The sequence below is a fragment of the Sphingomonas sp. CFBP 13714 genome (genome assembly GCF_014842205.1).
GTDB classification, from domain to species: domain Bacteria; phylum Pseudomonadota; class Alphaproteobacteria; order Sphingomonadales; family Sphingomonadaceae; genus Sphingomonas; species Sphingomonas aerolata.
Map to the genome: position 1 here is coordinate 871,815 of NZ_JACYVG010000001.1, position 10,126 is coordinate 881,940.

Consider the following 10,126-nt stretch of genomic DNA (forward strand, 5'->3'; position numbering starts at 1 on the left):
CAAAAAACTATGAAAATATCAGGTGCTCTGGCTTCCGAATTCACGCATGTTGTTTTCAAACGACTGTCCGCGGTGGAGGCCGACCGTTCACGGTCGAACCAGCATGAATTCAACGCACCGAAGGCTCTGCGGGAAGCTTTTGGTGCGGAGCAGCCACGTCGTATCGACACCGATTTTGTCTGGATGCCTGATGATGGAGCGTTCCTGACTGAGCGCGGCGATCTTACCTGGTACGACTCACGCGCGCGTCACCCCACGCGATCTGAATACCGTGTCTATTACAGAGACAATCCAGTAACCGAACGGGCGACCGCAGGCGCTTTGCTGCTGATTGCACTTAGACCGGACGGTACGGTACTGCTTGTACTGGCTCCTGGAACCGGGCTGGCAGCGGCGCGCATTTCCTGGTTGTTCGGTATTGAGGTGGCGCCGGGATCCGGCTTTGCAGCCCTCGACATCGATCCAGCAGCCGGCCGGGACCTCACATCGCAACTCGGGACTTATTTGGAGAAGCAACCGGCCGGCTGGGAGGACGAACCGGAAATGTACGTTGTGCAATCCGACGAAGCACTTCGTAGTAAAGCCGCTGCTGCGCAGAAGGAAATTGCAACGATCGCGGCCGGTGAGCCGCAGTGGGACGACATTATTCTAGCGTTTCCCGAACCGCCGCCGCCTGAAATAGCTGGAGTTGGCTTCGAGCATACCATTCGCGGGGTGATTGCGCCCCGATCGTGATATTGAACGAGGTGTAGGGGGTGCTGATCTAACGCCAACGAGCGATACCACAGGCGCGGACATGGAAAACTCGGTAGCTTTGTCTAATGGACTGGATGCCAAGCTTTTTTCGCTGACGGCGAATGGGATCTATAAATTCAAACTTCGCCGCGTCATCGATCGCCGAGCGTCGCTCTGCTTTTGAATGGCGTGACCGGCATAGCATGGCTGCCGCACTTGCGCTGCACCGCGCGTGTTAGGACGCGTGGCCGCTGATCGATGCCCGGCTGGCAGCCGTAAGTTAGCACAACATTCTCACCGAGACAGACGCGCTCCAATGATTACCGTCGGCTGGATCGTTGGACCGCTAGCCTTCGAAGCGTGGAGCCAGATTCCGCGTAGTACTCCTGTTGTCGTACGGGCTCGGGGTGATGCTCAACGGCTGTGGCGCATACCGGCAACAGGATCCTATTAACAAACTCTGATATCTAATAGTGAGTGCATGCTAATATGCCGAGCACCAGTCCCGCGGGCACGAGCAGAAAGCTGTGCTTGACCCTCGGAAGACAACAGGCCGTTGAGGACCCTCCGCGTCATACCCTCAGGACACCGCAATCGGAACACACAGTCTGAGAGCCGGGCGTATCCCGCGGCGACCTCAGCGATCTTCCTCTCGAGATTGCGATCAACACGAGCGACTAGCAGGTCTCCCGGCGACGCCCAGACGCCGTCACCGCGAGGTGCGGAGCCGCCGAGTAAAACCGAGGCGCCGGAGCCCTGGAAGTTCACCGTATGAAACGTCGGGCAGGCCAAACGACGAATTTCAGACGAATTAAGATCCCCGCGATGAACCTGAACGCCTATGTCCCGAAGAGACGTGCGTCCGCTCCGTACCTCGGTTTGCGTGTTGCGGTGATAGCCGTGATCAAGACGGAGCACAGCCTGCTCTCCCGTGACGTGCACCGGATCTTGCCAAGAGCCGTCGGCTGCCACTCGGTCCAATCGCACCAGTGCGCCCCGCCCGCTGCGCTCCACCACAACGATATAAGCTTGAGCATCGGTGTTCTTAAAGGCGCGCCGAGGAAGCTGTATGACCCGGCGCACACTGTGCAGCTTGAGCAGAGCCTCGCGAAAGGGAGTCATCGCTTGCCCAGTGACCAACGAGTCCGGCAGAATGAATCCCAAACTGCCACCAGGACGTACAAAGTGAAGAGCCTGCGCTAAGAACATGAGGTCCATCGGCACCTCTGCACCAATGCTGCTCGGCGTAGGTAGGCCGGCTCGCTCGAGAATGAGAGCTAAATCCGGCGTCCATTTGGCGTTCCGATAAGGCGGGTTCGAGATGACGAGGTCCACGGTTCCGGCGGTCATGTCATGGAAGCCATCGAACGCAGTTCGAAGCATATCGGCGACTACGTGGCGGTGGGAAATCCCGGGATGACGTATGAGTGCGCGCTGAAGCTCGCCCGCCGTGCCTACATCGACGTCCACGGTAATTAGGCGTCCGCTTGGCCAACGAGACAGCGCAGCAATCGAAAGGGCACCTCCTCCGCAACCGAGATCGAGGATCGACGAAGGCGCAGTTACGCTCAAGCTGTCCATCAGCAACCCCCCGAGCCATTCGGGACTGTCAAATCGGCACAGCACTTCGCCTCATACTCCCACCTGCAAATCATCGCCACGCCGGAACGGCATCGCTGCAAGAACTCCGGTACCACCACTATCTACCGGTTCAACAGGTTTCGGCAGCACTCTCGGGGGAGCGGCGGCGCGGTGTCGACGACGGTTCCAACGTCCGTTCCCGCAGCTCGATAGCCGTCATTCTCTCTACCTAGTCTGCGATATTATCCTCAGCCAACTGAAAGAAGGGCGCCCCTGGCGGCCCGAACTCTCGTGCGAATGCAGTATATGCGACCTCATCGGAAGGAGATGGAGGACTGTCGAGAGTAGAGGCGAAGAGGCCGTGATATTCACGAAACGCCTGTGCATCATCTTCCCAAAACCAGCTCCACTCAATGACACCGGTGTCCCGCGGCGTCTTGCGGACGGTTCGACGCAACAGCTCCGTCCAGAGCCAATTGTTAATGGTCTTCGAAAACGTCAAAAGTGCATCGGCAATCTCTTGAAGGTGATCCAATGTCGGCTCAAACGGTTGCTCAATAAGCGTGGAATGATCGCCAAGCCCGAGCTTGATAGCGTTCTGACTGCCGAGCTTCCCGAATCGATGCACGCAGCAATGCCGGATCTCGCAGATGGACAGAAAGGGATCTAGCGCGGACTCCACCGTCGCCGGCAGATTGCCGCTGAGGCCAAGCACGTCGCGAACAAAACCGATAGCGCCCTTCCTCCCAGCAAACGACACTCCCTCGAACAAGGCTTCGGGCAATAGTTCGCGTGAATGATGTAGGGCCGCGCCATACGTGACCTGCATCGCTTCGACGGCCTTCTGAGCCTTCGGATCGATGTGGATCGCGCCACGCAGAACAGCTCTAAAATAACTCTCTACGGCCGACATGTAACCCAACAGCACCAAAGATCCGAGCTCGGGGGCCATGGTGATGCCGTCGCGCACGTGTCCGATATACAGCATGTTGATCGCGACGGTGTTGCGAATAAAAACGTCGATTGGACTCGCGTCGGGATCGACTCTCTCTTGTCTGAACATGACCTTCGTTTCAGGCCGTCCGATCGCTTGCACCGTGACGATGCTTCTCCAATCCTGCATTTGCGACATATCTAGCTTAAGAACTCATCGACATATTGATGGACGGTATCAATTACCTGTGCGGCGCGTTGTGGCCCCATTCCTCTGGCGCGACGAATTGCCGTCCCCGGATCAGAGAGCGCAACAAGCGCGCCAATCGTCGTGATTTCCTGCTCCCGAAGACGAGCAAGCTTGAAATCACTCAGGCCCGGCACCTCGTCGATAGGCAGCCGCATACACCGCTCGAAAGTGGATTCGTCGAGCAATTTATGGCCGCAGACGTGGCAGAACTTTTGATTAGGACTGAGACGCTGCGCGGTGCAGTTTTGGCAAGGCGGCTCGTCGAGATGAAGATCGCCCACTAAGTCACCAATAAGGTTTTTTAATGAACGTCGCACCGGGTGTTTCGTGCTTGGCCTCGAAAGGGCTTCTACAATCCGTCGCGAACCACCACCCTTTCCGCTTTCGAAGGCGCGCGCGGCAATCAAGGCTCCAAGGTGCGGCATGAACCGCATGTAAACGCGGTTTTCTCCGTGAGACACCGGACTTTCCTGCCGAACGAGACCTGCTTCGTTCAGGAGATTCATCATACGCTGCGCCATCGGACTAAGATCCGCCGATGGCACACCAAGCAGCAGTTGCTTCTCGTTCTGATCGGCCAACTCACGATTCTGCTTTACCAGCGAGGCCACCGCCTCGTCGAAGAGCTTCTCTCCCGTGCGCACTAGTGTCGCCAGAGTTGGCAACTTCGCCGCGAGCGACCGGTACTCAGCAAGGCGAGCATCCCTATGCTCACGTACGACCTCGTTCAGCACAGCCTGAGGATTCCCGCCCTTCCGCAATTGCCAAGCTCGTAGCAACGTTAAATACGCACGCGGTACGCCAAACGCCGCGTACATCAGTACGGTGTTTACCTCCGCTGGAACATCTCCGACGTCGTGGAAGCGAACAGCGGCAATATTGCGCATTACGTTCAGGTATCGAGGATCGTCCACCGGCAACCAAGCCGCAACCCTCCTGCCTTCGTGATCGGCATGAAAGCGCGGACCATACTCGGTCGTCCCCGGGTATACGGAGGCCTTCGGGGATATGTCGTGCGTCTTCAGGACGCGGACGAGATCGAAGAATTCGATGAGCAAGTCCCGACTTAGCGTCAGAGCCGCATCGTCCAACAAGAGGACAGTTCGCCGACGCCCGCAAGCTGCGGCGGCTAGCCTTAAATAGCTGATGACAACCTCGACTCTCAAGGATTCGGCCGTGAGCTCTTCCTCTTGATTGGGCTGTTGGCCGCGCTCTAACCTAGCAATCAGCAGATCCAATTGCTCGGACGTGACATTTAGCAAGCGCTCGGGATCTAAATCCGCAGCGGGTGCCAGCTGCCGCACCTTTTCATGAGTGGCGCGAACGAGAAGAGCGAGTGCCCAAGATTGAAAAAGATTGAGCGCGTCCGTCCTGATTCCGAGCAAGGGCTCTAGGCGAAGGTACCTATTGAAGCTTACGTACACGGCGAACGGCTTATTAATCTCGTCCTCGCAGACCAACTCGACGTACCGCATCATGTGCGTCTTACCGCAACCGCGTGGCCCCTCAAGCAAGACGAGGCCTCGGGTTATTAACTCTCGTCTGATCTGGTCGAAAATATCCTCTACGACGGTTTCACCGCGAAGTTCGCTCACGGAGAGTTGGTCCGCCCTCTCTTCAAAACCGGTGGCATCTTCGATAGTCGCCTGATCAATCGTGGTATTTTCGTCCATGTTAGACGACTTAACCACATAGCCGCTCAACGTATAGAGCTAGACAGGCCAAGACGGCTGGCCTCCACATCTGGTACGACACCGCCGCCATCGAGTGGGGGGACAGCTTGCGGCAAAAGATTGATGCTGGGCTTGCTGGCTCGTATTTTGGTGTAGCAGTTCTCTCACCTGATCTTTTCGCCAAACCTTGGCCAAACTACGAACTGGACGGACTACTGGAGAAGGCGACCAGCGGTACCGGCCGTCTGTTACCAATTTGGCACAAGTTGACCAAGGATGAGGTGGCGCAACGATCACCATCGCTGGCGGGACGTATGGCGCTCAATACGAGCCTTATGTCTACCGCCGAAATTGTCGCAGAGTTGGTGAAGTTGCGCGATCGATAAAGGTCAAACGTCAACACCGTCCCATCGCCGGGGGATTAAGGCCGCAGGGTCAGAGATCCTAGATCGCCGGTAATGCGATGTCCGTCACCGGTGCATAAACGATGAACGAGCGTTCGCTTTTAGGGAGCGGACGACTGCCCGCCAATGTCGCTTTGTGGGCCTCAACGATGCCGCTCAAGCGCTTCAACAATAAGGTACTCGCCCGCTTGGCGGTAGATCAGCCGGTGCGACTGATCGAGCCGGACCTCGAATAGGTTTCCCTGATCGTCCGTTGATCTGATGCGCAGGCCACGCGAGCGTGCAGCCGCCTGCAGCGCGTATGCCAGTCGCTCAAGAGAGAGGCCTTGCTGGCGCATATGCGTTATGGCGCGATCGGTAAACATGAGCTGTGGTCCCTCTGGCGGCACAGCTGTATTCATGAATTCACTCATGGATGGTGCGCGATCGAGTTTGCGCATATAGTCAAGCGCTTCCTCAGGCGAGAATGATCCGTCATCAATACCTTTTTGAAGATGCCTCAGAATTTGATCGAGCTTGTAGAGCTTGCGGGTGTGACTCAGGTCACGACGCACCTTTTTTGCTGCCTTTTCGATCCTCACTATTTGCAAAGCGATGAACCGGTCTGTAAACTGTAGGTCATGCTTTTCGCAGTTGTGACGCGAGCAGGCCGGAACGAGGTTTTCATGGCCTAAGATGTCAAATCCATGCGGCAGCACACCAGCTTCAATCAATCTTTCCAGCTCACCAACCGATGTCGACTCCGCAATGAAATGGTCTATTTCAATGTCCGCAAATCGCACGGGGTGGTCGCAGTAAAAACAGCGGCCGCCATGCGCCTTCCAAATCGCCTCGCGTGTGATCGCGTTAAGTTGCTGCTTTGCCATTCCAGCCGTTCATGCCCGGACCGCACGGCTGAAGGCAACAGTCGTGCGATGTTCGGTGACAAGAGGCGCCAGCACCGGCGGAGGTCGGCGTCCGCCGCGTTCGCCTCTACCAGGCCGCATCAGCACTGTTCAGGTGAATTTGGAAGCTGAATGAACGGCAGAAGCTAGGTGGCGGTAAAGCACGCGCGAATGTCCGCATCTGGGTCATTGCGGACGACGCAGACTCGCAATCTACACTTACGGCTTTCAATTCTTTAACCGCCATATCGTCTGATTAGCGCCCGCCGTAGCATCCGGTCTTCTAGCGAGTAGTACAGCGCGATCCGGTCGCCCTCCGTCACGCTCGATGCGGCAAACGCGATGTCGGTGGCCTCGCGGGTCAGCGCTGGTGGCGGCACGAGCAGCGGCTCGAGCCCACGCCCCGTTACCCGCGCGAAATCCGTACTGAAGCTGATCCAGCCGATCCGCCAGCGCGCGTCGTGCGTCGCGCCGTTGTAGAACATCACCGGATCTTGCCCCGCCGCCTGCCAGATAGGCCCGGTCGACAGATGCCAATTGTCCCAGCTGTCCTCGCGGATGCCGAAAGGGTCGGGGAGGACAGTCCAAGGACCCTTCGGGGTCGGCCCGCCCGCCATGCCGATCCGCGACGCGCCCTTGGCCGCATATTCGTAAAATAGGCGCCAATCTCCGGTCGCAGTCTGTGCGAGCGTCGCTTCCTTGATATTGCCTTCGCCGGGTGGTGCCTTCAGCACCAGATCTTCCTTGACCAGCGCGGTCAGGTCGGGCCCCGCAGCTAAAATCATGCATCCCTGCGCGCGCGCAGCGTCCACGCCAGTGTAATAGACGAGATATTCGTCGCCGGCAACGAGCACGGTTGGATCCTCGCATCCGCCCATGTCCTCAGCACCCGGCCCGGGTGTGATTGCGAGCCCCGGATCCATAGTGAAGACCAGCCCGTCGCGGCTCTCTCCGCGCGCAATGATACCGGTCGGATCGCTGGGCCCGAGCGGATGCGGCACGCCGCGAACCATGATCCGGTAGAGATTGCCTTCCCTCCAGACGAACGGGCTCATCATGTCCATGCCGTCGATCGCAGACGTAGCGGAGATAGTCACCGTGTCGAGCTGCTCGACCGCATAGGCGATCGTCATGCGCCTTGCGCCACAGTCAATGACAAGCCGCCGTCGATTGTTACCGTGGTGCCGGTGATATAGTCCGCGGCTGGCGACAGCAGGAAAGCGACCAACGCCGCGACCTCATCGGGCCGACCGGCGCGCTTCCAAGGGATTGCCGCCTCTTTCGCCGCCAGCTCGTCCGGATGATCCAGTGCGGATTGATTCATCGGCGTAAGGATCATCCCAGGCGCGACGCCATTCACCGCAATGCCCTTCGGCGCCAGCTCTAGTGCAAGCGTGGCCGTCAACTGCGACAGGCCACCCTTAGCTGAGTCGTAATCGACGCCGCCCGGTCGCGGCGCGCGTTCGTGAATCGACGATATATTGACGATCCGCCCCGTCGCGTTCTTTGCCTCGAGCGCGCGCACCATTCGTCGGCAGGTGAGGAACGGACCGTAGAGATCGGAACGGATGACCCGGTCGAACTGCGTAAGTTCCATGTCAACGAGCATCACGCCGCTCATGTTCAATCCGGCCGAATTGACCAGCAAGCTGACCATGCCGAACGTTTTTTCGGCCTCCGCGAACAGTCGTTCGACCGCGGCTTCATCACTGACATCAACTTGCACCGCGATCGCGCGGTTGGACCCACCGATCGAGGTGCAGACCGCGTGCGCCGCGGCGGCATCCTTCAAATAGGTGATCACAACGCGGGCCCCGGCGTCGCCCAACAACTTGGCGCAGGCCGCACCAATGCCGGATTCACCGCCGGTGACGATAGCAATCTGATTGTCGAACATGGTCATCACCGCTGAACCTGCGGCGTGACATCGAGTTGCATGAATTCGCTGCCATAAAGGTACCTTTCGCCTGTGCGGCTGCAGCAGGCTTGAGCGGGCTTGAGCGCGAGTATTTCAAACTGGGTAATTCGTGTTCTGGACGCCCACTTATCGTCGATGAACGGACGTCCGGTTTCATGAAGGGGCGATTGACCTGTGACTGACCGGGACTGGGTCCATCCGTCATCGTCTGAGCCGTTTCCATCCCAGCCAGATGCCGCTTATCGACGTCACCCCGCCTGCGATCGAGAACAGCCAGATCAGCATATCCCGGGCCGGCCGGTACATAGTGAGCACGCCGAGATCCCATTTATGGAGGAGGTCGAATGCCCAACGGTATGCCCGTTGCCGCTTATCGACGGTCTTCAGAATCTCTCCGGTGGCGGGATCGATATAAAACCACGTCTGTGGCGGATCAGCGAAACGCAGCCGGAGCACCGGCAGCTGTGGCAGGGTTGCGACCGCATACCAATACGCATCAGGCGTCGTCAGGCGGTCGATCGCGATCAACCGCGTGGAGCCTGCCAGACGACGGACTCCAGTCATCAGGGCGTGCGTGGTCGGGCGCGACGGGGTGAGCATGACCGCATCCACAGCGGATCGCCGGCCGTCACGATAGGCGAGCAACACAAGTGGCGTTCCGGCATTATCAATAAGTTGCGCGATCACTGCACCGGAACCTACGGCGCGTAGTCGGTCGAGCGATACGACCGGCATCTGATCGGATGCCTGATAGACGCGCATCGCGGCCTGGACCGGTTTTGTCCCACCAAACAGATGGCCGGGGTCGACCGACAGCCACCCGCTGAAGATCCAGGCGATCAGGAAGACACCACCAACCATCCCTGCGATATGATGCCAGAGCATCCAGCCGTTATAGGGCGTCATCCGTCCGCCCCTGAAGCGGCGTGCGCCGATGCGCGTCCGCAAGATGCCGATCCACATGCCCGCTACCGCGGCAGCGATACAGGGGCCTGACACCCACAGCACGACCTGACGCCAGGCCGATTGATCCTGTCGCAGCACCGTCGGATAAAGCCAGTGCGGCACCGAACCAAGCCAGTTCCAGAACCTCTCGCGGCGGGTTGTTACCTGCACGACGGCGCCCGTACTCGAGGAGACATAGGCCTCCGTGCCGGACGCGTCGGCGAGCGCGACCTTCCAGACCGGTCGATGCCGGTCAAAGCCACCCGCAACCGTCCACTGATCGCGTGCCAGATGATCAACGCGCTCTACAGTTGCATGTGCAAAGCGACCGGCGACCCGAGCGGCATACAGCGCGTCAACCAGCGGCAGAACTGCCCCCCGATGGGCTGCGACCGTCACATGCGATCCATCCCACTGTGCGACGCGCCAGACAGGCGTGCCGTCGCGCATTTCGAGCATAAGCTCCTGCGGTAGATATCCACCCTCAAGCGGTGGCGGTACGTCCACCGCTGCCCAGTCGATAGCCTCGCTCCCGGTCAGCTTCTCAGCTGAAGAGAGGGAGGGATAGGGCACGTAGAGCATCACCAACCCGGACAGGAACCACATCGCGAAGAACAGGCAGCTGGCAATGCCGACCCAGCGATGAACAAGGTAAAGCCAGCGCCGGGCAGTCTTGCCAATTGCGCGCCCGCTCACGGCGTCAAAGACGGACGTCAAGCGAGCCGTGGACCGAACCGCCACGCAAGCGAGGCGAGACAATAGGAATGGCATTACGGTAATCCCCGGGGCGTCGAGCGAACCCG

The 10,126-nt window shown here is 58.9% G+C and carries 8 protein-coding genes and 1 pseudogene; 2 read left to right on the top strand and 7 right to left on the bottom strand.

The features are described from left to right. Positions 1-9: 9 nt before the first annotated feature. On the top strand, positions 10-735 hold the full coding sequence (locus IFT54_RS04200; RefSeq protein WP_192069652.1) for a hypothetical protein: 726 nt from the start codon (positions 10-12) through the stop codon (positions 733-735). A gap of 450 nt (positions 736-1,185) precedes the next feature. Here the strand turns inward: IFT54_RS04200 and IFT54_RS04205 are convergent, their stop codons facing one another. The 3 genes from IFT54_RS04205 to IFT54_RS04215 all read right to left on the bottom strand — a co-directional run bounded on the left by IFT54_RS04205 (position 1,186) and on the right by IFT54_RS04215 (position 5,172). Continuing rightward, positions 1,186-2,316 carry a methyltransferase gene (locus tag IFT54_RS04205; protein ID WP_244648507.1) on the bottom strand — a complete coding sequence of 377 codons (1,131 nt, stop codon included), beginning with the start codon at positions 2,314-2,316 and terminating at the stop codon, positions 1,186-1,188. Positions 2,317-2,545: 229 nt separating this feature from the next. Beyond that, a complete protein-coding gene (locus tag IFT54_RS04210; RefSeq protein WP_192069654.1) occupies positions 2,546-3,448 on the bottom strand; it encodes a hypothetical protein in 903 nt (300 codons plus the stop codon). A gap of 2 nt (positions 3,449-3,450) precedes the next feature. Continuing rightward, entirely contained in the window at positions 3,451-5,172 is a 1,722-nt protein-coding gene (locus tag IFT54_RS04215) for an ATP-binding protein (RefSeq protein WP_192069655.1), read from the bottom strand. Positions 5,173-5,231: 59 nt separating this feature from the next. Between IFT54_RS04215 and IFT54_RS04220 the strand changes: the two are divergent. Beyond that, positions 5,232-5,558 (top strand): annotated as a pseudogene (locus IFT54_RS04220) (toll/interleukin-1 receptor domain-containing protein); the annotation flags it as partial. Between the two features lie 161 nt (positions 5,559-5,719). On the opposite strand, the gene IFT54_RS04225 reads toward IFT54_RS04220, so the two are convergent. The 4 genes from IFT54_RS04225 to IFT54_RS04240 form a co-directional block, all read right to left on the bottom strand. Continuing rightward, positions 5,720-6,442, bottom strand: coding sequence for an HNH endonuclease (locus tag IFT54_RS04225; protein ID WP_192069656.1), 723 nt, complete (start codon positions 6,440-6,442; stop codon positions 5,720-5,722). 254 nt (positions 6,443-6,696) lie between these two features. Next, positions 6,697-7,593, bottom strand: a complete 897-nt coding sequence (locus tag IFT54_RS04230) for a glycosidase (protein WP_192069657.1) — start codon at positions 7,591-7,593, stop codon at positions 6,697-6,699. After that, positions 7,590-8,357, bottom strand: coding sequence for a glucose 1-dehydrogenase (locus tag IFT54_RS04235; protein WP_192069722.1), 768 nt, complete (start codon positions 8,355-8,357; stop codon positions 7,590-7,592). The genes IFT54_RS04230 and IFT54_RS04235 overlap by 4 nt, the downstream gene beginning before the upstream one ends. Before the next feature lie 222 nt (positions 8,358-8,579). Then, positions 8,580-10,040, bottom strand: coding sequence for a hypothetical protein (locus tag IFT54_RS04240; protein WP_197984544.1), 1,461 nt, complete (start codon positions 10,038-10,040; stop codon positions 8,580-8,582). Between the last annotated feature and the right edge of the window lie 86 nt (positions 10,041-10,126).

Excerpts from the sequence above, each read along its gene's own strand:
- IFT54_RS04200 (WP_192069652.1), top strand. The coding sequence starts at position 10 with ATGAAAATATCAGGTGCTCTGGCTTCCGAATTCACGCATGTTGTTTTC.
- IFT54_RS04205 (WP_244648507.1), bottom strand. The coding sequence starts at position 2,316 with ATGGACAGCTTGAGCGTAACTGCGCCTTCGTCGATCCTCGATCTCGGT.
- IFT54_RS04210 (WP_192069654.1), bottom strand. The coding sequence starts at position 3,448 with ATGTCGCAAATGCAGGATTGGAGAAGCATCGTCACGGTGCAAGCGATC.
- IFT54_RS04215 (WP_192069655.1), bottom strand. The coding sequence starts at position 5,172 with ATGGACGAAAATACCACGATTGATCAGGCGACTATCGAAGATGCCACC.
- IFT54_RS04225 (WP_192069656.1), bottom strand. The coding sequence starts at position 6,442 with ATGGCAAAGCAGCAACTTAACGCGATCACACGCGAGGCGATTTGGAAG.
- IFT54_RS04230 (WP_192069657.1), bottom strand. The coding sequence starts at position 7,593 with ATGACGATCGCCTATGCGGTCGAGCAGCTCGACACGGTGACTATCTCC.
- IFT54_RS04235 (WP_192069722.1), bottom strand. The coding sequence starts at position 8,357 with ATGTTCGACAATCAGATTGCTATCGTCACCGGCGGTGAATCCGGCATT.